We start from the raw sequence: 22,565 nt of genomic DNA, 5'->3' as shown, positions 1-22,565 counted from the left end.
ACATAATTACCTATTGCTACGTAACAACATGAGTAATCGTATCACAATTTGGCTTACTTGTTTTTGCGCTAGCGCAATCAGTGCAGTGTTTTGGCCGTCATTGCCCAGTCAAGCGAGTATGGCCGTTTTGCTGGCGATAATCGTGATCCTTAGTGCAATATTAATATGTAAAACACGCTGCAACTACCTGTCTGGATATCTACACCGGCTTCCGTTGCCACACGTAATAGCGCACGGGGTGTTGGCAGGAGTGCTATGGCTGGCGAGTGTAGGGCATTTACACTACGCTTGGCAACTGCCAACAAGTAAAATTCAACAAGATGTCACAATTTTTGCGCGGGTATTGAGCGGTGGCTGCATACTAAATACCAATGGCAAAGCGAATGCATTATCACCTGAACATAAAACTCACACTTACACAGTCGAATTAATACGTATAGAGCGTCAGTCACCAATTCAATTTATTTTTGGTGGTAAGGCTCCATATACAGTTGAGCAATTTACAACACCAAGGGCTCGCTTAACCCAATCTTTTGTTACTTACGATGGCGACGCGCATACTATAGACACTGTTAAGTGCCTACAAGACAACGATGTATTTTCTGCTCGGGTTAAACTAAAACCCGCCTATGGGGTGTTAAACCCAGTGGGATTTAACCAGCAACAAATGCTCGTGAGTCAGAACATTCATTTCACTGGCTATATAAAAAAGGGCAGTGTTGAGGGAGTCGTGTCTTCCCCTTCAATTAGAAGTGCGTTTGCAAACGCGCTAGTGTCACTAGAGCTTGTGAACACCAAATGGTGGTTAGCACTATTACTAGGAATAAGAAACGAGTTACTGCCTGAAGATTGGACTATGCTTCAACACACAGGAACAGGGCACTTATTTAGTATTTCGGGTATGCATTTAGGCGTTATTGCCGCCAGTACATTTTTACTCTGTCATGTTGCCGTATTTTTGCTTAAATGGCTTCACACGACCATTACTAACCTGCTGCGTCGAAGCATTGATGTTGGTGAGTTAAATCTGACTTCACATCTCATTGCAACAGAAAAGACCAACAAAGTAAGCCACGTGGTTGCGCCTATTCGAATCGTTGTTATTTTTATCGTTCTATTTTGCGCGTTTGGGTATACGTGCTTAAGTGGGATGTCACTACCTGTTGTCAGGGCGTTCGTATTGGTCTGTATTGTTGCGGCATTTTCCACGTTTAAATGGTCTGTACGGCCCGTTCATGTCGGACTTGTCATGGTGGCAATGTCTATTGTGCTTTTCCCTTTGAGCATATTAAGCGCAAGTTTTTACTTAAGCATCTTTGCTGTATTGGTTATTTGGTATGTGGTCGTACGGTTTAATCTTTCCGCAAAGCCGCGATATGTTGCAGCTTTTCAACTGCAGTTTATTTTATCCATAGTGATGGTGCCGCTTACAATATTGTGGTTTGAAAGTGCGAGTATTATCAGCATAGTGGCAAACTTGGTCGCTGTGCCTGTTATTACATGCTTGCTACCGCTTTGTCTTTTAGCGCTTATTGCAGTGGCAGTCACCCAATACACTCACCCCAGTATTATTGATCTAGCCCAGCAGATTTTATTGTATGCTGACCAGTGTCTATCTTACTTGCTTGAACTATTACGTTGGCTATCAGCACAACACTTTGCATTTGTTATCGTCACCTTTTCGACGCCACAAGCATGGTGTTGTGTGTTATTGATAGCGTTAGTCTTAGCGCCACGCTTTCGTTTTAAAACTGTCTACGTTGTTGTTCTTGCTTTTTCGCTGTTGTCTCGTTTTTTTCCCACACACCCATCCATGTGGCAGCTACATGTACTTGATGCTGGACAGGCCTCGGCAATAGTAATAACAAAGGGCAAAAGGGCGGTAGTGATAGACTCTGGTGCATCTTTTAATGGCAATGCAAGAACGGCTGAAAATGTACTTTTACCATTACTTGATCAATACAACATTGATGCAATCGATCATGTAGTGCATACCCACAGTGACAACGATCATGCCGGAGGACAGCAAGTTATTGAACGTGCGCCTGTCGCAAGAAATGCCATATACTACTCGCCGCGTACGGGGTGTGAGCGAGGAAAAGTTATTTATTGGCAATCGCTAACAATAAGGTTTTTATGGCCGCTACCCGGTAATCAAGAAGACTCTAATGCTCAGTCATGTGTGGTGCGTATCAGTGATAACCGCAATCATGTGTTGATCGCAGGTGATATAGAGCGCGCATCAGAATACGCGCTTTTAACCCTGCATAAAGCATCACAGACTTTGCCATTACTTGAGGCCAACGTACTCGTTGCTCCTCATCACGGTAGCAACACATCTTCTACCGATGTATTTATAAAAGCTGTGTCACCAAAGGTGGTTATTTTTACTCAAGGCTATGAAAATAGATGGGCATTCCCGGATGAAAACGTAGTGACGCGCTACCACGATAATGATGTATCACAGTACTTAACCAGTACGCATGGGTATTTAAACGTTGAATTTGATAGCCGCGATAGTGTGCTATGTCAAAGCGAGAGCAATAACGTTCATTGTGTCAGTAGATGGGCCATAGAAACCCAAAGAATGCACAGACTAAAGCGATGGTATTTACCTGCTTATCATCCTAGTCACCTTTCTTTGTTGTCTTTAAAATTAGATTAAGTGACCCCACTTACTCACATCGGCAATTTATTCTTTCAACTAGCTACATAATTCAGACTCGCTTACATAATAATTAGCGAGCGGATATTACTGCGCTGGTGTTCATTGACGAAAGATATCGGTGCCATGGTGAAACTATAAGCAATTTTGTTGCTATATTAGTGAATTAGCGTTTTTACGAGTACAATAACCGTGTACTGCTTGTTGTCATTTTGTTTTACGAATGGTTACTAACAATGACAGCGGGCCACACGCACCACGTGGTCGTGCACAAGATTAAACAGGTTAAAAATTCATGCAGCAAGCCGACAATTCGGACTTACAAATTAAACGCTTTTTAGAATATCTAAAAGCGTACAAGATGCCTTTCTTATGTGCCATTATCGGCATGATCGGCTATTCAGCAGTTGATACTTTTGTGTTTGCACAGTTGCAACCGATGATTGATGAATCGTTAGGTAAGAATGACCACGAATACCTGCGTCTTGCAGCCTATGCCATTGTGCCGTTATTTCTACTACGCGGCTTTTTTAATTTTATGGGAAGTTACACCCTTAGCTGGATTGGTGCGCAGGTAGTGATGCGTATGCGTCAGCAATTATTTGATAAATACATTCACTTGCCAGTTGCGTTTCACGACAACCACGCAGTGGGTGGATTAATTAGTAAAGTGACTTACGACACCGAACAAGTGGCAAACGCCTCTGGAAAGGCGCTATTGACCTTGGTACGAGAAGGCGCATTAGTGATCGGACTTTTGTGTGTTATGTTTTATTACTCGTGGCAACTGTCATTGATCTTTCTTTTAATCGGACCTCTTGTCGCAATTATTGTTTCCTTTGTTAGCAAACGATTTCGCGTTGTTAGCAAAAACATTCAGCAATCTATGGGCAACCTGACTTCATCTGTCGAGCAAGCGGTGAAAGGCCATAAAGTCGTCATTATGTTTGGTGGCCAAGAGATTGAACGTGAGCGCTTTAAACAAAAGAATAATCACAATCGCCAGCAGACTATGAAGCTGAATGTCACCTCTATCTTAAGTGTTTCTTCTATCCAAGTTATTGCCTCTATTGCGCTAGCTGTAGTGCTTTATATCGCAAGTACGCCAGGTATGCTTGAAGAACTGACGGCGGGTGTGTTCATAAACGTTGTGTTTTGTATGGTTATGCTACTAAAACCGCTAAAACAATTGACGACTATCAACAATCAGTTCCAAAAAGGCATGGCAGCATGTGCGAGTATTTTTGAGATACTCGATGAGCACGATGAAGAGGATAAAGGTCAACAGACCTTTACGCGTGCCAAAGGTCATATTGAGTTTGATGATGTTACCTTTTCATACCCGGGTAAACAGACTCCAGCGTTAAGCAACGTTACCTTTAATGCCAAACCGGGCCAATCGATCGCATTGGTAGGCCGCTCTGGTAGCGGCAAGTCGACAATTTCGTCGTTGTTAACGCGCTTTTATGTGCCGCAGCAGGGGGAAATTCGACTTGATGGCGCTGCGCTGAATAGCATAGATCTTAAATCGTTAAGAGCACAGTTTGCTGTAGTGTCTCAAAATGTCACTTTGTTTAACGATAGCATTGCAAATAATATCGCCTACGGTGCCAAACAACATGTTTCAAGAGAACAAATCGAAGAGGCGGCTAAAATGGCACACGTGGAAGAGTTCTTAGCCAATCTTCCCGACGGCCTAGATACGGTAATTGGCGAGAACGGCCTTATGTTATCGGGTGGTCAGCGCCAACGTATAGCTATTGCACGCGCTATTTTGGCACAGGCGCCAATACTCATTCTGGATGAAGCCACATCTGCCCTTGATACGGAGTCGGAGCGACTCATTCAAGATGCCCTAGAGACACTACAAAAGCGTTGTACCAGTATTGTCGTTGCGCACCGCTTATCGACTATTGAAAATGCTGATTGCATTATGGTGGTTGAACAGGGGCGAATTATTGAACAGGGCAAACATGGCGAGTTACTTGAAAAAGGTGGCCATTACGCACAGTTACACGCGTTACAATTTGGTGAGGCTAAGTGACAGACAAGCGCGAACAAACCGTTCACGATAAATGGTACAACGGTCATGCGCTAGTGTGGTTGCTAGCGCCATTGGCGCTGCTGTTTTTCTTTTTGTCTGGCGTGCGTCGACTACTTTTTAAAAGCGGTATTAAAAAGCGCTTCAAGGCATCTGTACCTGTCATTGTGGTAGGTAACATTTCAGTTGGTGGTAATGGGAAAACGCCGGTAGTACTTGCACTGGCTGAGTACTACAAAAGTCGCGGTTTGAAAGTAGGGATTTTAAGTCGAGGTTATGGTGCTAAATCGCCGCAGTACCCTCGTGTGGTAACACATAACGACCCTGCTGATGAGGTGGGTGACGAGCCTCGTTTACTCGCAGGCCGCAGTGGTTGTATTGTTGTTATCGATCCGGTTCGTTCGCGCGGTGCAGCAATGTTACAAAATGAATGTGGCTGCGACCTGATAATATGCGATGACGGGCTGCAACATTACGCATTACATCGTGATGTAGAGCTAGTGGTAATGGATGAACGGCTAGTGGGTAGTGGTTATTTGCTACCTATGGGCCCGCTACGAGAAGGGCAGTGGCGTCTCGCTAAGGTTGATGCCATTGTGCACAATGCCCGTACTCTGCCTTCATTTGACCAGTCGGTATCGCCACAGTTTTTAATGTCACTTGAACCAAGTGATTTTGTGAACGTTGCCGATAGTGATAAAACAGCGACCAGAAACGAAATAAGTACACAAACCTGCAAGGCGATGGCGGGAATAGGGGACCCAAAGCGATTCTTCAATCAGTTAAAAGCAATGGGGATTACGTTAAACGAAGAACGTGCATTAGCCGACCATTTTGCTTTTTCAAGGAGTGACATACCATCAGGTAGAGTGCTTATGACTGAAAAAGATGCGGTTAAAGCAAGGGCGTTTGCTCATGATAATTGCTGGTATTTGCCAGTTACAGCCCGATTGTCTCCCGACTTTTACCAATTAGTAGACGCAAAACTGTTACGCGCAGGTTTAGCGTTAGACAATAACCAATAAGGAATAATAATGGCTTTTGATAAAAAGTTGCTAGAGGTATTGGCGTGCCCTGTATGTAAGGGAAAGCTGGTTCTAGACGATAATAACAACACATTGATCTGCCGATTTGACCGTTTAGCCTATGATATTAAAGATGGTATTCCGGTATTAATTGAAAGCAAAGCCAGCACGTTGTCTTTAGATGACGTAGATGCTACTCGATAGGTACAACTATGTCATTTACTGTTGTCATTCCCGCACGATTTGGCTCAAGTCGTTTCCCAGGTAAGCCATTAGCCATGATTAATGGCAAACCCATGATACAGCATGTGGTAGAAAGGGCTGAAGAAGCGGGTGCCGATAAGATTATAGTCGCCACTGATGATTCGCGTATTCAGAATGCTGTAAGCGAGTTTGCAAGTGTGTGTATGACATCACCTGATCATCAATCAGGTACAGAGCGCATTGCCGAAGTGTTGCAAAAAGAAAAGGTGGCGCCGACGAGTATCGTCGTTAATGTGCAAGGAGATGAACCTTTTATTCCCGCTCAAAACATCAAACAAGTGGCTGATAATTTGGCGAGAGCATCTCAGTGCCAAATGGCAACGCTATCGACGCCGATAAATGACGCACAGGACGTATTTAATCCTAATATTGTTAAGGTAGTTGTAAACAGCCTTGGTGAGTCTATTTATTTTTCACGTTCGCCAATACCTTTTGAGCGAGATAGAATGATGGCTGAGCCGTCGTCGGCAAATACAGCGTTATATCAACGACATATTGGCATTTATGCGTATCGCGCTCAGTATGTGCAGCAATATGTTGACTACGCACCCAGTGCATTGGAACAAATAGAGTCATTGGAGCAGCTACGCGCTATTTGGTATGGCGATAAAATTCATTGTGAAACTGCGATAGCGCCACCTCCAATTGGAATTGATACACCTGAAGATCTAGAACGTCTTCTCAGCACTATAAATTAACAAAGCGTAATGTTGGTTTTTGGCCATTTTTTAAAAGGGTAAAGACCGGCTTAAACGAGTAACAAGGGAATCGTTATGAATGTTGTTATTACTGGCGGTAATCGCGGAATTGGTTTAGCACTAACCAAGCAATACAAAACGCGTGGGGCAAAAGTTTTTGCTACGTGTCGAAATAGCTGTGATGAGCTTAACAGTGCCGGTGTCACTATTGTGAAGGGGGTTGATGTATCACAGCCTGATACGCTCGCTGAAAAGTTAGCGCCCTTAATGGACATTAATATTGATTTACTCATCAATAATGCAGGTGTGCTGGGCAGAGAGAATATAGAAGACTGGGATCCTAACACTATAGACTATCAGTTCCGTGTGAATGCACTTGGACCTCTATTGGTGACACAAACACTATTACCTAGACTGGCCGATCAGAGTAAAGTTGCATTGATTTCAAGCCGTATGGGCTCGATGGAAGATAATGGGTCGGGGGGCTATTACGGATACCGAATGTCAAAAGCAGCACTAAACGCAGCAGGGGTATCAATGGCGAACGATTTAAGGCCTAAAGGTATCGCGGTAGGTGTTTTTCACCCGGGCTTTGTTCAAACTGAAATGGTCAATGGCGCGGGCGACATTGACGCCGATACATGCGCTGAACGTTTAGTGGCACGTATAGACGAGTTGAATATTGAAAATGCTGGGCGCTTTATTCATTCCAACGGTGATGTCTTACCGTGGTAGACAGTTTGCGCAATTATGATAAAAAAGAGGCGCTTTCTAGCGCCTCTTTCCGTTTACTATTGTTGTTCTTCGTCGTCTTGATCTTCAGATAATACGGCCCATACGTCATGCTCGTTTGCATGAATGACTTCGGCCCAAACACGATCTCCCGGTTTTACATCATAAACACCATTTAAGTGCACCACACCATCGACTTCTGGCGCATCTGCATAAGTGCGTCCAACAGCGCCTTCGGCATCAACTGAGTCGATTACTACCTGATACTCATTTCCTATACGGGCTTTCAAACGTGCTGCACTAATTTCACCTTGTACTTCCATGAAGCGTGCTAAACGCGCTTGTTTAATATCTTCTGGTACTGGATCTGGCAGTTCATTGGCTTTTGCACCTTCAACTGGCGAATAGGCAAATGCACCTACGCGATCGAGTTGTGCTTCACGCAAGAAGTCGAGGAGTTCTTCGAATTCTTCTTCAGTTTCACCCGGGAATCCGACAATAAAAGTAGAACGGATCACCAGTGATGGACACTGCTCACGCCATTTCTTAACACGCTCAAGAACACGCTCTGATGAGCCTGGACGTTTCATTAATCGCAATATACGCTTACTGGCATGTTGGAACGGAATATCCAGATAAGGTAGGATTTTCCCCTCATTCATTAATGGAATGAGGTCATCCACATGTGGGTAAGGGTATACATAATGTAGGCGCACCCAAATTCCCATTTCGCCCAACTTTTCACACAGTTGTTGCATGTGTGTTTTAACTGGCATGCCATTCCAAAAACCTGTTCTATGTTTAAGGTCGACGCCATAGGCGCTGGTATCTTGAGAAATGACGAGTAACTCTTTCACGCCCGCGTCTTTTAATCGTTTGGCCTCATCCAATACATTGCCTACAGGGCGGCTTACTAAATCACCACGCATCGATGGAATAATGCAGAACGTGCAGCGGTGATTACAGCCCTCTGATATTTTCAGGTAGGCATAGTGTCTAGGTGTAAGTTTGACGCCATGATCAGGAATAAGATCTTCAAAGGGATTGTGGCTAGGCTTAGGAAGATGGTCGTGAACTTGTTCAACAACGGTTTCATAGGCATGAGGCCCAGTGATAGCAAGTACATTCGGGTGAAGTTCACGAATTTCGTCTTCTTTAACCCCAAGGCAACCGGTGACGATAACTTTGCCATTTTCCTTGAGTGCTTCACCAATTGTGTCTAGTGATTCTTCGACGGCGGCATCAATAAAGCCACAGGTATTAACAATAACTAAGTCTGCGTCATTATAGGTGGGTACTACATCGTAACCTTCAGTGCGCAGTTGAGTTAAAATACGCTCAGAATCCACAAGGTTTTTGGGACAGCCCAAGCTAACAAAGCCAATTCTATTTCCATTACTGGTGCTTGCATTTTGGTTCTCGCTAAGCACTTTCACTGGCGTTTCTAAGGTAGTCGTTTTGTTGGCTACTTTCTTTGGATCAAAGGTTTCAACTGTCATCTAAAATATCACCCGTAAATGACTGTGCATAAAATGGCCGCGGATTATACAGTAACTCGAGATATTTCGCAGTAGTTTACTTTAAGTATTTATCGAATAGAAATGTGAGGGTCGCAGGGGCACCACCTATTTCTCGAACAAGATTTTGCACACTCTCTATCTTTATTCGCTAGTATATTGGATGAAATTTCATCATACTTTTATGTTGTTGCTCTCTGATGTCGTTTTAACTATCACTGTAGGTCAATGAAATTTTTCTCTTTAGCCCTTTTAATACGCTTTGTTAAGTGGTGCTTACTAAGCGCTGTAGTAATGTTATCTGGCTGTGGGAATACCAGTCGTTACTTTGATGCCATCCCAAATAGCTTGACGTTATCAGTGAACCAGTCTCCTCAGTTTGTCACAGATTTTTCTCACAAATCTACGGATGACCTTTATAACTACTGCTTAGGTGTGGTTCCACAAAGCACAGAGCGACTTGTAAATAGTATAGTGTGTACACATGCGCTGTTGGCGCGCGACGACGTTTCACTTTCACAACGCCAATTTGCTCTGGGAAGACATCGCAATGCATTGATGCGATTGCTTATTTTAAAGCTTGAAGGGTTGGAGGATCGTGCACACCTTCATACTGGATTAGACTTAAATGTCCCCATCATCTTTGCTTCCCGAATAAAAGCGCGAGAACCTTCACTACAGCCAAAAGTGTTGGGTGACTATGGTATTGCGGTAGTAGTACGTGAAAATGATCTTCATCAACAAGTAGACTCAACAGACAATACCTTAAAGGGCTATTATCCGCAGGAAGGGGAGTTCCGTAGTTACACATTGATGTTCGATGGTATAAAAGTTGATGGCAAAGAAGTACTCATAAAAATCAGCAAACAGCCAATTAATGAAAGGACCACCATAAGGGTGGGGCGCAACGCTTACCTTGCACGTTACTCACCTTCAGCTGCTTATGTAGCGCTACTTAATAACTCCACTATTGATGCGATGAGTTGGAAAGGCTTTGTTGGATCTGACCTTGCCGAGGAAAGGCGAGGTGTATACGCAATTGGTCCGCTTTCAGATACCAAAATACCACTTATCATGATCCATGGTTTGAATTCTGACCCGCTTGTTTGGCGCTATTTGTCAGTAGCTATTTTAAATGACGAGTGGTTGAACGAGCGATATCAACTTTGGCATGTGCTTTACCCTACAGGCCAACCACCTTTTTATAATGCAATGAAAGTGCGCCGCGAATTAAACGAATTGCTCGATAGATTGGAGAATCCACTGTTAAAAAGGGAAGCGGTTTACATAGGGCATAGTATGGGGGGACTAATCTCTAAGCTTCTGACCACCGAATCGGGAAGTGATTTTTGGCAGGCAACCTTTGCGGTATCTAAATCAGACTATGAACGATATAGCACGGCAGATATTGATGAGTTGTTTTTCTTCTCGCCATTATTTGAGCGAAACACGGTATTTTTTCTTGATACTCCACATAAAGGTTCCGCGTTGGCTACCTCTACGATAGGTTATATTGGCAACAAGTTAGTTAGCTTGCCAGTATCATTGACCCACCTTTTTGATGGTATAGTCAGCGCTCTTGGCAACGACATTTTCACTCCCAGTATGCGCCCCTACATTGAAAACACGCGCTTTAAAAGTTTAGATGTACTCGCGCCAGGACATCCACTTATGGATGTTCTTTACAATAAACGCGTTCAAGGAGATGCCTATGCTGTTATAGGGTCAAGCTCTGAAATAGAATGCGACACACCAACGCTTTGTTCACTTATCAATGATGGTGTTGTTAACTATGACAGTGCATTTACACCTGATGCGTTAGAGACCATTATTGTCAATTCTCGCCACAATTCTTTTAAATCACCTCAAGCGGTAGATTTTATTGTGGAGCATCTTCGCAATTAATACCTTTAAAACGGTTTAATTGCCCCCACACTAACAGACCTTAATACGATTAAAACTTAGAACGCCATGTTAAAGCTGCCGCTTAAATACTACGATGAATCGGGTCGAATACTTCCCCCAAGTTGGTTATACAGCTTGCTCATCTTGCTTTGTATTGACTGGCTTGCGTTTATATTTTCACTAGCCTCACGAAGTCAAACCGACGCTTTGTTGCACTTTTTTTACCCTCAAAAAGAGAGTTTGGGATTGGGCTTAGCAGCAAGCCTACCCTTAATGGCGAGTTTGTTACTGGTTAGCCAGCGTGAACGTTTGTGGAAAAGAGAACTTATTGTATGGCGAAAGTCGGTTATCCCACTTTCTCAGCTTGGCATTATCTCACTGCTAGCCGTTCAGTTGTTCTATGCAATGCATCATCATTGGGGATTTGAATATGTGACAGGGGTGAAACTACTGATTTACAGCATTTCGCTGTATGCAATAACACGCAGTCGTCACCTTAAATGGATGATAGAGGATTGGGCAAATCCTCACCCCAAAGATGACGATGTGTCGTCTTAATTGGCGTTAATGTTGTAACGATTTATGGTTATTGAGCGCTTGTTCATAATAGGCAAAGACGCTTACTTGACTATCGTTGACTAGACGTTCATAACAAATGCCTGCAAAGGCATAAGTGTTTTCACCTACCTTCAGAAACACCGTTGGTGCGTTAGGGTTAGATTGGTCGTACACCCATTCCCCCCCAATTTGTGTTTTAAGTACTTCACCGATATACGCGCCAAAGATGTTACAAATGGTGAATACGGCTTCGTCTTCAAGTGCTTGGTCGTGATATTTATCAATAAAACTCAGTAAAATGTCATCGACTAAGCGCACACTGTCAGGAGAATTGTCTAAGGTAATATCAAATTCCGTTGAAGAAGCGACTACAGCATCTTTAGCGCAATCGGACATGAGTTTATTTAGCTCTTCAGGTGACATTGTTCTTCTCCTTTTTCACCGTTGTTGGGTGTATCGAAATACTGCGAAAAAAGTATGCCAATACAGCTTGTTATCTTATTGTGCGCAACTTATTGGCTGATGTCTATTTTTGTCCGGTTAATCGGTTGATAACACTGGCGGCTGCAAACATACCAAAGGTGGCAGTTACGGTAACAACGGCACCAAAACCACCGGCACAATCTAACCTTGTTCCGCCTTCCATAGCTGATTTATTGTAACAAACAGAGCCGTCTGGCTGAGGGTAACGCAATTGCTCAGTAGAATAGATACATTCAACACCGAAACGTCGCTTCGGGTTTTTGCTGAAGTTATAATTGCGTCTTAACTCACTGCGCAGTTTAGCTGCTAGCGGGTCTTGTGTAGTTTTCGCTAAGTCGCCTTTTGTGACTTGGGTAGGGTCAATTTGACCACCCGCTCCACCGACAGTAACAATTGGAATTTTATTGCGCTTGCAGTGTGCGATCATTGCAGCTTTGGCGCGAATACTGTCAGTTGCGTCTACCACAGCGCTATGTTGCGAAGTAAAAAGTTCTGTTACGTTGTCCGGTGTAACAAAATCTTCAACGCAATGTACAGTACAGTTGGGGTTAATAAGTGCAATTCGCTTGGCGATGGCATCAACTTTGGCTTCGCCGATGGTATCTGACAACGCGTGTATTTGTCGGTTGGTGTTAGTAACGCAAACGTCATCTAAATCAATAAGCGTTAATGTGCCAACACCTGAACGAGCAAGCGCTTCAGCAGTCCAGCTACCCACACCACCAATACCAGCAATTACAACATGGCTATTGGCGAGGTTATTGGTTTGTTCAGCACCATACAAGCGTACAATGCCCCCTAAACGCGGATCATCTGACATGTGATATTCAATACTCTTAAGCTAAATCGGTTTATGCAGGATACAACTGCGAGTTTGCGGCGCATGATCGCAAAAATCGCTAATAATGCAAGTTTTACTGTTGTAGTCTACAACGCTAGATGTGAGGGATAGTGTTTATAGTTAACAAATTGGGGCATTAATGCGAAAACATTATGATTTGGTGATAGTGGGCGCGGGAATAGTAGGGGCCGCCACGCTTAAGCATTTTGTGCAAGTCAATCCAACAAAAACGGTGTTGATGATAGAGAAAGAAGCACACAGCGCACAACATCAGACTGGTAGAAACTCAGGCGTGATCCACGCCGGTGTGTATTACCCTCCGAATTCGCTAAAAGCCCAATATTGTGTGGCAGGCTTACATGACACAATAGCGTGGTGTGAAAAAGCCAAGTTACCCTTTGAACAATGCGGAAAACTCATTGTGGCAACCAAAGAGAGTGAGCTTGAGCGATTGGAAACACTGTTTCACAATTGCACCCAGAATGGGCTTTCACCAGAGCGGGTGAATCAAGCGACACTACATCGCCTTGAGCCAAACATCGTTGGTAAAGAAGCCATTTGGGTCAAGCTAACAGGAATAACCGATTACACGGCGGTATGCCGCAGCTTTATAAACGCAGCATTAGAAACCAACAATGTGGATGTTCACTATTCTACACGTGTTGCTCATATCAACGAAACACCCAACAACGTGCAAGTTGGCCTTGCCCAGTGTGCTGACAAGAATTCTGAGCGCGTTACGCGATACGATGTCAGTTGTGATCAGTTGGTGTGTTGTGCGGGTGCTTACGCTGATACGCTAATTCGTGCTCAGGGCTTAACGCCTGATTTCAAGATTATGCCTTTTAAAGGTGTTTACTATCGCCTAAGTGAACAGTTCAACAATATAAGCGAGCGCCTGATTTACCCCGTACCAAATCCTGAAATGCCATTTCTTGGCGTTCACTTAACGAAAATGATAGGGGGATATACCACAGTTGGTCCTAATGCAGTATTAGCATTAGGGAGAGAGGCGTATACAGGTTTACCTTCGTTTTCTGAAATGTACCGCACGCTATCTTATCGCGGTTTGCATAAGCTACTTTGGCAGTATCGCAAAAGTGTCATTGATGAGATTCAAACCTCTGTAAGTAAAAAGCGTTATGCAAAACTAGTTAAGCAGTATTGTCCAGATGTATCACACGAACACTTTAGCTTTTATCGGCCGGGTATTCGTGCGCAAGCAGTAACGGACGATGGCAAGTTATTGCATGACTTTAAATTCGTACAAACTGATCGTGTATTACACGTGGGCAATGCTCCCTCGCCAGCGGCTACCAGTGCTATGCCTATAGCTCGCGCAATCGTTGAACAACTTTAGCCTAAGGCGCTACTAGTTTTATAGATTTTATAGATTTTATAGAATGGTAAATCCGTTTAAAAGCAACATACGTTCTAGTTACTACATGCTTTAATTAACCGAGTAAATTTTAGTGAAAGGTAAGAGGAATAGCGGACATGGGCTTACTAGTAGACGGAAAATGGCAAGATAAATGGTACGACACCAGTAAAAACGGCGGAAAGTTTGAACGGCAAGCTTCACAATTTCGCTCAACTATTTCAACAAAGCAAGGTGCCGAGTTCCCTGTAGAGTCTGGGCGATATCACCTCTACGTTTCATTGGCGTGTCCATGGGCCCATCGCGCGCTAATTTTTAGAAAATTAAAAGGGTTAGAGTCACATATCGACGTGTCAGTGGTGTCTCCTGACATGCTGGACAAGGGCTGGGAATTTGATGAATACCCCGGCGCGACGGGCGATAAACTTTATGGGTTCGATTACGCGCATCAGTTGTACACCAAAGTAAAGCCTGACATTACCTCACGGGTTACTGTGCCAATTTTGTGGGATAAAAAAACGCAGTCGATTGTTAATAACGAGTCAGCTGAAATTATTCGCATTTTCAACACAAGCTTCAATGAACTAACGCGAAATGACGATGACTATTATCCAGAGGCATTACGTGAAGAAATTGACGCGATTAATGACATGGTTTACCACAACATCAACAATGGAGTGTACAAATCAGGTTTTGCTACCACGCAAGACGCGTATGAAGAAGCAGTAGAAGCGCTTTTTAACGCGTTAGATACAATAGAAGAACGATTGGGTAAGCAGCGTTACCTTGTAGGAAGTACACTAACCGAAGCTGACTGGCGGCTATTCACTACACTTATCAGATTTGACCCTGTTTACCATGGCCATTTTAAGTGCAATATAAAGCAAATTGCAGACTATCCGAATTTATTCGGTTACATGAAAGAGTTGTATCAACACCCGGGTATTGCACAAACGGTCAACTTTGATCACATCAAACGCCATTACTATTACAGTCACACAATGATCAACCCTACGCAGGTTGTGCCTGTTGGGCCGCAACAGGACTTAATGTCTCCTCACGGCAGAGACAAACAGTACTAAGGGGAAATGATAATGAGCGCAAACGTAGTTAACAAAACACTGAGCAAAAAAGTAAAAGGTATCGCAACAAGTGATGGGGCAGGTGTGTCGCTGACACGCATCATCGGACAACCCGCTTTACCGCGCTTAGATCCATTCCTCATGCTCGATTTTTTTGGCTCTGATAAGCCGGGTGAATATATTGCTGGTTTTCCCGCTCACCCACACCGAGGCTTTCAAACGGTAACTTATATGCTCGCAGGGAAAATGCGTCATAAAGACTCGGTGGGTAACGAGGGTGTTATTGAAGCGGGTGGTATTCAATGGATGAATGCAGGTAAGGGCATAATTCATGAGGAAATGCCTGAACAACAAGAAGGGCTGTTACAAGGTTTTCAGTTATGGGTAAATCTACCCGCAGCTGAAAAAATGTCGAGTCCAAATTATCAAGACATACCACCGGCTACGGTTCCGACAGTGAATGTGGGTGATGCATCGATAAAAGTATTAGCCGGTGTATTAGGTGACACAGTAGGGCCCGTTAAAACCACAGCAGTTGCACCTACATTTATTGATGTAACCTTACATAAAGGTAGTGTCACTATACCCATACAACAAAGTCACGTAGGTTTTATTTACGTGTATGAGGGAGCGATAGTGCTTAATTATGGAGAGAACAAAACCGCATTAGGAGCCTTAGAACTTGGCGTGCTAAGTAGTGAAGGCGAATTACTCGATATTACGGCTAGCGACAACGCAAAGTTTATTGTTGTGACAGGTAAGCCCATAAACGAGCCTATTGTGCAATACGGGCCATTTGTAATGAATACACAGTCAGAAATTGTTCAAGCATTTAATGATTATCAAAATGGAATGTTAACCGCGTAACATTGTTGATATTAGTTGGTGAAAGACAGTGCAATGGTGTCGTGCTACCATTTAGTAACGCATCCTAAGGAAAGGCATGGCACCTATGCACTTTGAACGCATTGACCCAAAGCACGTACTTTCGCTTTTAGATTTTGAAAATCGTAACAGGCATTTTTTCGAAACTTACATTGCTCCGCGTGATAACGCATTCTATTCCCTTGATGGTGTAGGAAACCATATCAGCGAACTTCAATACCTTGCCAAGTGCAACCGCGCACTAAGTTTTGTCTTGATTGAAAATAATCGTATTGTCGCACGCGCAAATCTTAAAAATATAGAGAGTAAATGCGCTGAAATTGGCTATCGCGTGTCTGAAGAGGCAACTGGTAAAGGGGTGGCGTCTTTATGCGTTGAATTCCTTATTAGTGAAGCTAAGCGTAACGGTATCATAAGCATTAAAGCTGAGGTCATGGACAATAATCGAGCTTCAGACAAAGTCCTGTTGAAAAACAACTTCGTACCTACGCTTTGCTACTTAAAAAAGTACCTTCACAATAATATTCCTATTAACAGCGTACTTTACGAATTTTATGTAGAGTAATGTGTAGAGTAAAAAGAACAAAACGCCTTATTCGCTTATTTAGCGCCTTTGCTTGCGCGTCTTCGCACTATATTCCTGTGCTATGTTCATGTCTTATTTTGTTGTGTTTAGTGAAGGGCGAATTAACAACACGCCCTTTCTATTCGATTAACAAGTTTTAATGTTTGTTATATTAAAATCAATTACTTGGTATGGTTATGCGTAACTTTTAGATGGGTTTATTAGCTTGAAATCAGCCATATCATCCAAGCATGTGTAGCCACAACAACAGTGGTAAGTGCCATACGCAGACTTATGTAGCTGACAATCTGATCTTTTGACATGCTGAGCGTGAATTTATCGTAGAGCAGAATCCCAACATAACTTAACGATAAGATACCTAACACTTTTGCATCGTAGGCGAAGACTAAACATAACCAACCAATAATCGTTGGTAACATCGCTATGTACATTTGCTTGTCATAACGTTGGTTACTTATCGCATCCCACCAATGAATACCACCAAAAAACGATAACAAGACTGCTGAGTATTGGACGAAATACGCGACACTTTGGGCAAGTGACATTAGGTCTAACTTATACGCTATAGGCAGCCCAACAAATGGGATAAGACCCGCTACTCCTAAAATAACGACTGAATAGGGCATTGATACTCCTCAAACAAAAATAGCGCCAGTCAGGCGCTATTTTTACTACCAATAATAATACTTAGTTCAGTATTACTTAATCGGGCTATATTTACGCTGGTTATGACCAGTGTAAAGCTGACGAGGACGACCGATTTTTTGCTTCGGATCGCTCATCATTTCATGCCAATGTGAAATCCAGCCTACTGTACGAGACAGTGCGAAGATACACGTGAACATGTTGGTAGGAATACCAATCGCTTTAAGTACGATACCAGAGTAGAAGTCAACGTTCGGGAACAGTTTCTTCTCTGCGAAGTATGGGTCGCTCAGCGCGATTTTTTCTAGTTCCATTGCGACTTCAAGAAGTGGATCTTTAACGTTTAGTTCGCTAAGCACTTCATGGCAGCTTTCACGCATTACTGTAGCACGTGGATCGTGGTTCTTGTAAACGCGGTGACCGAAGCCCATAAGACGGAATGGGTCGCTCTTGTCTTTAGCACGTGCAATAAACTCAGGAATACGGTCAACTGTGCCGATTTCTTCAAGCATATTTAGGCATGCTTCGTTTGCACCACCGTGCGCTGGGCCCCAAAGTGACGCTACACCCGCTGCGATACACGCATAAGGGTTAGCACCTGAAGAGCCTGCTAGACGTACTGTAGACGTTGATGCGTTTTGCTCATGGTCAGCGTGAAGCGTAAAGATGCGGTCCATAGCGCGTTCAACAGCAGGGCTGATTTGATATTCTTCTGCAGGAACAGAGAACATCATGTTCAGGAAGTTAGCTGCATAGCTTAGGTCGTTTCTTGGATATACAAACGGCTGACCGATGTTGTATTTGTAGCACATAGCAACAAGCGTTGGCATTTTCGCAATTAAGCGATGTGCGCTGCGAATGCGTTGTTCTTCGTTTGATACGTCAAGATCGCTATGATAGAAAGACGACATTGCGCCCACAGTACCGCAAAGCATCGCCATAGGGTGGGCGTCGTTGCGGAAACCATGGAAGAACATGTTAATTTGCTCATGTACCATGGTGTGACGTGTGATAGTGTCTTTAAATTCTGCGTACTGCTCTTTCGTTGGTGCGTCACCGTGAAGTAGCATGTGGCATACTTCTAAGTAGTCAGCGTCGCGTGCAAGTTCTTCAATAGGGAACCCGCGGTGTAGAAGTACACCTTGTGCGCCATCGATATAGGTAATTGCTGACTCGCAAGATCCTGTCGCCATAAAACCTGGGTCGTACGTGAAATAGCCGTGTTGGCCAAGCGTACGAACATCAATTACATCTTGTCCTTCGGTGCCAGACAAGATAGGAAGCTCGATTTCCTTACCGCCGGCTTTAAGAATGGCTTTCTGATCTGCCATAAAATGCTCTCCTCAGAATGGTTCTGTTTGCAGCGAAAACGGACGAAAATATCCGCTTCGTTGGGAAAAGTGGGCGTATTTGTACTTTATTATGCACTAACAAGTCAATTTAATTGCATATTTGCACAATAAATATTCCGAATTGCTGAAAAAAATAATTAGCAATCGGATAACGATTTTTTAACGCGTTGGGAATTCACTTTGCCCGATACGGTGCAATTATCAATGGCTTTTCGACAAAGGTAAACCACCGAACGATAATTATATTAGCACCTCAGTTTAAAAAGTAACCTTTTGATGTGGAATAATTACCCATCCAGATTAAAAGTCGTTAATTTCTGATGTATTCGCATAGTTATTAGTTTTGCGTACTGGTAAACTGCGCCCACTGTTTACACTGTCGAATACGTGAGATGTAGGCAATATTGATCTCTTTTTAGTCAATATTATTACAATATTGTGTTTACTGAGACTAAAGTCTTACTACGGCACAAAAAATTGTAATTATATACTACGCTGGATATACTCAGCGGTGCTTTGAATACGGAATAATTATTCTGTTAGAGGCATTAAAGAATAATTCACAAATTGTTAACAACTCAATGGATGAGGCAATTAACAGGTTAAAAATCGAATTGACTTACTCAGGACATAATAAGGTAAGAAATTCATTATCCCCTACGGATTAAACAGGCATACATTGTGAAAAAGCAAAGACCAGTAAATTTAGAACTCAATACTATTAAATTTCCGCCCTCTGCTATTTCGTCAATTCTCCACCGTGTTACCGGTGTTGCTATGTTCTTCGCGCTACTTTTTGTAATTTGGGCTTGGGCAGTATCTGTTCACTCGCCTGAAGGTTTCGCGAACGTGCAAGCAATCATGGACGGTTTCCTTGGAAAATTTGTCGCAATTGGCACAGCTTCAGCGCTGACATATCACATTCTAGGCGGCCTAAGACACGTTGTTATGGATTTAGGTCACTGGGAAGAATTAGAGTCAGGTAACACAAGTGCAAAAGCAGTAATCGCACTTTGGGTTGTTCTGACCGTAGTATTGGGAGTTGCACTATGGTAACCAACCAAGCAAGCATTAAGCGCGATGGCGTTCAAGATTACGTTTCATTACGCGCTACCGCAGCAATTATTTTCGCGTACTCGGTTTTCATGGCGTGGTTTTTCATTACCACCGATAACCTAACCTTTATCGAATGGCGAGGGTTGTTCTCTGGCCTGGCTATGAAAGTTTTCACATTGGCAGCACTTATTGCAGTGATGATCCACGTACGTATCGGCCTATGGCAGGTACTAACAGACTACGTTAAAGCGGCAGGTCTACGTGCAGTATTACAATATGTTCTAAATATCATCGCGTTTGGCTACGTTGCTGTCGGCCTATTCGTATTGTGGGGAGTGTAAGATGAGTTTACCCGTTCACGAGTTTGATGCAGTAGTAATTGGTGCTGGTGGTGCAGGTATGCGCGCCGCACTACAGATTTCACAATCTGGTAAATCATGTGCACTACTATCAAAAGTTTTTCCAACCCGTTCTCATACTGTGTCTGCACAGGGTGGTATTACCGTAGCTCTTGGTAATTCGCACGAAGATAACTGGGAATGGCACATGTACGATACCGTTAAGGGTTCTGATTACATCGGTGACCAAGACGCTATCGAGTATATGTGTAAAACCGGTCCTGAAGCGATCATTGAAATGGAAAACATGGGTCTTCCTTTCTCTCGTTTCGAAAACGGTAAAATATACCAGCGTCCTTTCGGTGGCCAGTCAAAGAACTTTGGTGGCGAGCAGGGCGCTCGTACGGCAGCGGCTGCTGACCGTACAGGTCATGCACTTTTGCACCTTCTTTATCAACAAAACGTAAAGAACAAAACAAAGGTTTTCTCTGAGTGGTACGCACTCGATTTAGTGAAGAACCAAGACGGTGACGTTGTGGGTTGTACAGCAATCGACATCGAAACTGGCGAAGTAGTTTACTTCAAATCACGCGCTGTTGTTCTTGCAACAGGTGGTGCAGGCCGTATCTATGCATCTACAACTAACGCTCACATCAACACAGGTGACGGCGTTGGTATGGCACTACGTGCCGGCGTTGCGGTTCAAGATATGGAAATGTGGCAGTTCCACCCAACGGGTATTGCTGGCGCAGGTACCTTGGTAACAGAAGGTTGCCGTGGTGAAGGTGGTTACCTTCTAAACAAAGACGGCGAGCGTTTCATGGAGCGCTATGCACCTAACGCTAAAGACCTAGCAGGTCGTGACGTTGTTGCACGTTCAATGATGACGGAAATTCGTGAAGGTCGTGGTTGTGAAGGCCCATGGGGTACTCACATTAAGCTTAAGCTTGACCACCTTGGTAAAGACGTACTTGAATCACGTCTTCCGGGCATCCTTGAGCTTTCACGTACATTTGCACACGTTGACCCAGTGAAAGAGCCAATTCCAGTAATTCCTACTTGTCACTATATGATGGGTGGTATTCCTACAAATGTTGATGGCCAATGTCTAACCGTTGATGAAAACGGTAATGACAAGGTAGTTAACGGTTTATTTGCTTGTGGTGAGATTGCGTGTGTATCGGTACACGGTGCGAACCGTCTTGGCGGTAACTCACTACTTGACCTTGTTGTATTCGGTCGTGCGACTGGTTTACACCTTGGTAAGACATTGTCTGAAATGGCACCAACACGTGACGCATCAGAATCTGATCTTGAAGCTTCAATGACGCGTTTCAATCGTTGGGAAAATTCAGAGAAAGGTAAGGGCGAAGACCCAGTACAAATTAAGAAAGACTTGCAGAAATGCATGCAGCTTAACTTCTCAGTATTCCGTGAAGGTGAAGCAATGGCAGAAGGGCTTAAAGAACTTAGCGAGATTCGCGAGCGTCTTAAGCATGCACGCCTTGACGACAAGAGCGCAGACTTCAATACCCAGCGTATTGAGTGTTTAGAGCTAGATAACCTTATGGAAACCGCGTACAGCACAGCAGTAGCAGCGAACTTCAGAACGGAAAGCCGTGGCGCGCACAGCCGCTTCGACTTCCCAGATCGTGATGATGAGAACTGGTTATGCCACAGCATCTACGATCCAAACACTGATAAAATGCTTAAACGTGAAGTGAATATGGCGCCAAAGCTTAGGGAAGCATTCCCACCTAAAGTGCGTTCATATTAAGAGAGGCAACGATCATGCAATTAACTTTTTCGATTTATCGTTACAACCCTGAAGTAGACGCAAAGCCTCGCATGCAAGACTACACTCTAGAAGTAGAGGAAGGTCAAGACATGATGGTGCTAGACGCGCTACTTGCACTTAAAGAGCAGGATCCGACGCTTTCTTTCCGTCGCTCGTGCCGTGAAGGTGTATGTGGTTCAGACGGTGTGAACATGAATGGTAAAAATGGCCTAGCATGTATTACTCCGCTTTCTGCACTGGGCAAAGGTAAAATAGTAGTTCGTCCACTTCCAGGTTTGCCAGTAGTGCGTGACCTTGTAGTAGACATGACACAGTTCTACACACAGTACGAGAAGATTAAGCCATTCTTAATCAACGACAGCAAACAGCCGCCAGCACGCGAGCACCTTCAGTCACCTGAAGAGCGCGCGAAATTAGACGGTTTGTACGAATGTATTCTGTGTGCGTGTTGTTCTACATCATGTCCGTCGTTCTGGTGGAATCCAGACAAGTTTATCGGTCCTGCAGGTCTACTTCACGCTTATCGTTTCCTTATCGATAGCCGTGACACTGCAACAGAAGAGCGTCTTAACGACCTTGATGATGCGTTCAGCGTATTCCGCTGTCACGGTATCATGAACTGTGTAAGTGTTTGTCCTAAGGGCTTGAACCCAACGAAAGCGATTGGCCAAATTAAGTCAATGCTTTTACAACGGGCTGTTTAGTACTATATTCTG

At 43.7% G+C, this 22,565-nt stretch carries 21 protein-coding genes; 16 read left to right on the top strand and 5 right to left on the bottom strand.

Annotated elements, in window-relative coordinates:
- The first annotated feature begins 28 nt into the window (after positions 1-28).
- From OZ660_RS10495 to OZ660_RS10470, 6 genes are all read left to right on the top strand, one after another.
- The gene (locus OZ660_RS10495; protein ID WP_274740840.1) at positions 29-2,665 is read left to right on the top strand and encodes a DNA internalization-related competence protein ComEC/Rec2; all 2,637 of its coding nucleotides are present in this window, start codon (positions 29-31) and stop codon (positions 2,663-2,665) included.
- A 295-nt stretch (positions 2,666-2,960) separates the two neighbouring features.
- The gene (gene msbA, locus OZ660_RS10490) at positions 2,961-4,709 is read left to right on the top strand and encodes a lipid A export permease/ATP-binding protein MsbA (RefSeq protein WP_274740839.1); all 1,749 of its coding nucleotides are present in this window, start codon (positions 2,961-2,963) and stop codon (positions 4,707-4,709) included.
- Positions 4,706-5,731 carry a tetraacyldisaccharide 4'-kinase gene (gene lpxK / locus OZ660_RS10485; RefSeq protein WP_274740838.1) on the top strand — a complete coding sequence of 342 codons (1,026 nt, stop codon included), beginning with the start codon at positions 4,706-4,708 and terminating at the stop codon, positions 5,729-5,731. The genes msbA and lpxK overlap by 4 nt, the downstream gene beginning before the upstream one ends.
- 9 nt (positions 5,732-5,740) lie before the next feature.
- Positions 5,741-5,935, top strand: coding sequence for a Trm112 family protein (locus OZ660_RS10480; RefSeq protein WP_159624300.1), 195 nt, complete (start codon positions 5,741-5,743; stop codon positions 5,933-5,935).
- 8 nt (positions 5,936-5,943) lie between these two features.
- Complete coding sequence (gene kdsB, locus OZ660_RS10475) at positions 5,944-6,693, top strand: 3-deoxy-manno-octulosonate cytidylyltransferase (RefSeq protein WP_274740837.1); 750 nt, start codon at positions 5,944-5,946, stop codon at positions 6,691-6,693.
- Positions 6,694-6,768: 75 nt separating this feature from the next.
- Complete coding sequence (locus OZ660_RS10470) at positions 6,769-7,428, top strand: SDR family oxidoreductase (RefSeq protein ID WP_274740836.1); 660 nt, start codon at positions 6,769-6,771, stop codon at positions 7,426-7,428.
- Between the two features lie 56 nt (positions 7,429-7,484).
- On the opposite strand, the gene rimO is transcribed toward OZ660_RS10470, so the two are convergent.
- A complete protein-coding gene (gene rimO, locus OZ660_RS10465) occupies positions 7,485-8,924 on the bottom strand; it encodes a 30S ribosomal protein S12 methylthiotransferase RimO (protein WP_159624306.1) in 1,440 nt (479 codons plus the stop codon).
- 246 nt (positions 8,925-9,170) lie between these two features.
- On the opposite strand from rimO, the gene OZ660_RS10460 reads away from it, so the two are divergent.
- Together OZ660_RS10460 and OZ660_RS10455 are read left to right on the top strand one after the other, a co-directional pair.
- Positions 9,171-10,847 carry an esterase/lipase family protein gene (locus tag OZ660_RS10460; RefSeq protein ID WP_274740835.1) on the top strand — a complete coding sequence of 559 codons (1,677 nt, stop codon included), beginning with the start codon at positions 9,171-9,173 and terminating at the stop codon, positions 10,845-10,847.
- Positions 10,848-10,913: 66 nt separating this feature from the next.
- On the top strand, positions 10,914-11,405 hold the full coding sequence (locus tag OZ660_RS10455) for a DUF2919 family protein (RefSeq protein WP_274740834.1): 492 nt from the start codon (positions 10,914-10,916) through the stop codon (positions 11,403-11,405).
- Between the two features lie 6 nt (positions 11,406-11,411).
- Here OZ660_RS10455 and OZ660_RS10450 read toward each other — a convergent pair whose 3' ends face one another.
- Complete coding sequence (locus OZ660_RS10450; protein ID WP_159624312.1) at positions 11,412-11,828, bottom strand: hypothetical protein; 417 nt, start codon at positions 11,826-11,828, stop codon at positions 11,412-11,414.
- Between the two features lie 103 nt (positions 11,829-11,931).
- A complete protein-coding gene (tcdA, locus tag OZ660_RS10445) occupies positions 11,932-12,708 on the bottom strand; it encodes a tRNA cyclic N6-threonylcarbamoyladenosine(37) synthase TcdA (RefSeq protein WP_202261556.1) in 777 nt (258 codons plus the stop codon).
- 160 nt (positions 12,709-12,868) lie between these two features.
- Here tcdA and lhgO point away from each other — a divergent pair, with 160 nt between their 5' ends.
- The 4 genes from lhgO to OZ660_RS10425 all read left to right on the top strand — a co-directional run bounded on the left by lhgO (position 12,869) and on the right by OZ660_RS10425 (position 16,639).
- Positions 12,869-14,089 (top strand): L-2-hydroxyglutarate oxidase, encoded by a 1,221-nt coding sequence (gene lhgO / locus OZ660_RS10440; RefSeq protein WP_274740833.1) that lies wholly within the window; start codon positions 12,869-12,871, stop codon positions 14,087-14,089.
- Between the two features lie 137 nt (positions 14,090-14,226).
- Complete coding sequence (locus OZ660_RS10435; RefSeq protein WP_274740832.1) at positions 14,227-15,189, top strand: glutathione S-transferase family protein; 963 nt, start codon at positions 14,227-14,229, stop codon at positions 15,187-15,189.
- Positions 15,190-15,201: 12 nt separating this feature from the next.
- Complete coding sequence (locus OZ660_RS10430; RefSeq protein ID WP_274740831.1) at positions 15,202-16,056, top strand: pirin family protein; 855 nt, start codon at positions 15,202-15,204, stop codon at positions 16,054-16,056.
- Positions 16,057-16,132: 76 nt separating this feature from the next.
- Positions 16,133-16,639: a GNAT family N-acetyltransferase gene (locus tag OZ660_RS10425; RefSeq protein WP_274740830.1), complete on the top strand. Its 507-nt coding sequence runs from the start codon at positions 16,133-16,135 to the stop codon at positions 16,637-16,639.
- Between the two features lie 221 nt (positions 16,640-16,860).
- Here the strand turns inward: OZ660_RS10425 and OZ660_RS10420 are convergent, their stop codons facing one another.
- Both OZ660_RS10420 and OZ660_RS10415 read right to left on the bottom strand, forming a co-directional pair.
- A complete protein-coding gene (locus OZ660_RS10420) occupies positions 16,861-17,286 on the bottom strand; it encodes a DUF3429 domain-containing protein (protein ID WP_202261552.1) in 426 nt (141 codons plus the stop codon).
- A 72-nt stretch (positions 17,287-17,358) separates the two neighbouring features.
- Positions 17,359-18,636 carry a citrate synthase gene (locus tag OZ660_RS10415; protein WP_159624323.1) on the bottom strand — a complete coding sequence of 426 codons (1,278 nt, stop codon included), beginning with the start codon at positions 18,634-18,636 and terminating at the stop codon, positions 17,359-17,361.
- Between the two features lie 702 nt (positions 18,637-19,338).
- Here OZ660_RS10415 and sdhC point away from each other — a divergent pair.
- The 4 genes from sdhC to OZ660_RS10395 are packed head-to-tail and all read left to right on the top strand — an operon-like array spanning position 19,339 to position 22,553.
- A complete protein-coding gene (gene sdhC, locus OZ660_RS10410) occupies positions 19,339-19,713 on the top strand; it encodes a succinate dehydrogenase, cytochrome b556 subunit (RefSeq protein WP_071814724.1) in 375 nt (124 codons plus the stop codon).
- Entirely contained in the window at positions 19,707-20,054 is a 348-nt protein-coding gene (gene sdhD, locus OZ660_RS10405; RefSeq protein WP_159624325.1) for a succinate dehydrogenase, hydrophobic membrane anchor protein, read from the top strand. The genes sdhC and sdhD overlap by 7 nt, the downstream gene beginning before the upstream one ends.
- Position 20,055: 1 nt before the next feature.
- Complete coding sequence (sdhA, locus tag OZ660_RS10400) at positions 20,056-21,828, top strand: succinate dehydrogenase flavoprotein subunit (RefSeq protein WP_159624327.1); 1,773 nt, start codon at positions 20,056-20,058, stop codon at positions 21,826-21,828.
- Positions 21,829-21,842: 14 nt separating this feature from the next.
- The gene (locus OZ660_RS10395; protein WP_012518362.1) at positions 21,843-22,553 is read left to right on the top strand and encodes a succinate dehydrogenase iron-sulfur subunit; all 711 of its coding nucleotides are present in this window, start codon (positions 21,843-21,845) and stop codon (positions 22,551-22,553) included.
- Positions 22,554-22,565 lie beyond the last annotated feature (12 nt).

The organism is Alteromonas sp. 009811495 (genome assembly GCF_028865455.1).
In the GTDB taxonomy this organism is placed as follows: domain Bacteria; phylum Pseudomonadota; class Gammaproteobacteria; order Enterobacterales; family Alteromonadaceae; genus Alteromonas.
Note: the sequence above shows the minus strand (reverse complement) of the source record. Positions and strands in the feature narration are given on the sequence as shown.

Excerpts from the sequence above, each read along its gene's own strand:
- tcdA (WP_202261556.1), bottom strand. The coding sequence starts at position 12,708 with ATGTCAGATGATCCGCGTTTAGGGGGCATTGTACGCTTGTATGGTGCT.
- OZ660_RS10425 (WP_274740830.1), top strand. The coding sequence starts at position 16,133 with ATGGCACCTATGCACTTTGAACGCATTGACCCAAAGCACGTACTTTCG.
- OZ660_RS10395 (WP_012518362.1), top strand. The coding sequence starts at position 21,843 with ATGCAATTAACTTTTTCGATTTATCGTTACAACCCTGAAGTAGACGCA.
- OZ660_RS10495 (WP_274740840.1), top strand. The coding sequence starts at position 29 with ATGAGTAATCGTATCACAATTTGGCTTACTTGTTTTTGCGCTAGCGCA.
- OZ660_RS10480 (WP_159624300.1), top strand. The coding sequence starts at position 5,741 with ATGGCTTTTGATAAAAAGTTGCTAGAGGTATTGGCGTGCCCTGTATGT.
- OZ660_RS10455 (WP_274740834.1), top strand. The coding sequence starts at position 10,914 with ATGTTAAAGCTGCCGCTTAAATACTACGATGAATCGGGTCGAATACTT.
- lhgO (WP_274740833.1), top strand. The coding sequence starts at position 12,869 with ATGCGAAAACATTATGATTTGGTGATAGTGGGCGCGGGAATAGTAGGG.
- sdhD (WP_159624325.1), top strand. The coding sequence starts at position 19,707 with ATGGTAACCAACCAAGCAAGCATTAAGCGCGATGGCGTTCAAGATTAC.
- sdhA (WP_159624327.1), top strand. The coding sequence starts at position 20,056 with ATGAGTTTACCCGTTCACGAGTTTGATGCAGTAGTAATTGGTGCTGGT.
- OZ660_RS10430 (WP_274740831.1), top strand. The coding sequence starts at position 15,202 with ATGAGCGCAAACGTAGTTAACAAAACACTGAGCAAAAAAGTAAAAGGT.
- rimO (WP_159624306.1), bottom strand. The coding sequence starts at position 8,924 with ATGACAGTTGAAACCTTTGATCCAAAGAAAGTAGCCAACAAAACGACT.
- OZ660_RS10420 (WP_202261552.1), bottom strand. The coding sequence starts at position 17,286 with ATGCCCTATTCAGTCGTTATTTTAGGAGTAGCGGGTCTTATCCCATTT.
- msbA (WP_274740839.1), top strand. The coding sequence starts at position 2,961 with ATGCAGCAAGCCGACAATTCGGACTTACAAATTAAACGCTTTTTAGAA.
- OZ660_RS10470 (WP_274740836.1), top strand. The coding sequence starts at position 6,769 with ATGAATGTTGTTATTACTGGCGGTAATCGCGGAATTGGTTTAGCACTA.
- OZ660_RS10415 (WP_159624323.1), bottom strand. The coding sequence starts at position 18,636 with ATGGCAGATCAGAAAGCCATTCTTAAAGCCGGCGGTAAGGAAATCGAG.
- OZ660_RS10460 (WP_274740835.1), top strand. The coding sequence starts at position 9,171 with ATGAAATTTTTCTCTTTAGCCCTTTTAATACGCTTTGTTAAGTGGTGC.
- OZ660_RS10435 (WP_274740832.1), top strand. The coding sequence starts at position 14,227 with ATGGGCTTACTAGTAGACGGAAAATGGCAAGATAAATGGTACGACACC.
- OZ660_RS10450 (WP_159624312.1), bottom strand. The coding sequence starts at position 11,828 with ATGTCACCTGAAGAGCTAAATAAACTCATGTCCGATTGCGCTAAAGAT.
- kdsB (WP_274740837.1), top strand. The coding sequence starts at position 5,944 with ATGTCATTTACTGTTGTCATTCCCGCACGATTTGGCTCAAGTCGTTTC.